A 923-nucleotide genomic window follows, 5' to 3' on the forward strand; every position below is an offset into this window, starting at 1 on the left:
GGCCCGCGCGCCGGGGAAGTGCTGGTGGAAGTGAAGGCCACCGGCATCTGCCATACCGATTACTACACCCTTTCCGGCGCCGACCCGGAAGGCATTTTCCCGGCGATCCTCGGGCATGAAGGCGCCGGCATCGTCACCGACGTCGGCCCCGGCGTGACCTCGCTGAAGCCCGGCGACCACGTGATCCCGCTCTACACGCCGGAATGCCGCCAGTGCAAGTTCTGCCTGTCGCGCAAGACCAACCTGTGCCAGGCGATCCGCGCCACGCAGGGCAAGGGCCTGATGCCGGACGGCACCTCGCGCTTCTCGCTCGACGGCAAGCCGATCTTCCACTACATGGGCACCTCGACCTTCGCCAACCACATCGTGGTGCCGGAGATCGCGCTGGCCAGGATCCGTCCCGATGCGCCCTTCGACAAGGTCTGCTACATCGGCTGTGGCGTGACCACCGGCGTGGGCGCGGTGCTGTTCACCGCCAAGGTGGAGGCCGGCGCCAATGTGGTGGTGTTCGGCCTCGGCGGCATCGGCCTGAACGTGATCCAGGCGGCGAAGATGGTGGGCGCCGACAAGATCATCGGCGTGGACCTGAACCCGGCGCGCGAAGCGATGGCGCGCAAGTTCGGCATGACGCATTTCGTCAACCCGAAGCAGGTCGAGAATGTCGTCGACCACATCATCCAGCTGACCGACGGCGGCGCGGACTACTCGTTCGAATGCATCGGCAACACGCAGGTCATGCGCCAGGCGCTGGAGTGCTGCCACAAGGGCTGGGGCAAGTCGATCATCATCGGCGTGGCCGAGGCCGGCGCCGAGATCTCGACGCGTCCGTTCCAGCTGGTGACTGGCCGCGAGTGGAAGGGCTCGGCCTTCGGCGGCGCGCGCGGCCGCACCGACGTGCCGAAGATCGTCGACTGGTACATGGA

The 923-nt window shown here is 67.0% G+C and carries 1 protein-coding gene; it reads left to right on the forward strand.

All coding sequences use genetic code 11. The annotated features are described in order from the left end of the window. Positions 1 to 923: zinc-binding dehydrogenase (locus J8I82_RS37800; protein ID WP_209765738.1), on the forward strand; the 923-nt coding region annotated here is incomplete at both ends.

Origin of the sequence: Cupriavidus consociatus (assembly GCF_017814975.1) — a bacterium.
In the GTDB taxonomy this organism is placed as follows: domain Bacteria; phylum Pseudomonadota; class Gammaproteobacteria; order Burkholderiales; family Burkholderiaceae; genus Cupriavidus; species Cupriavidus consociatus.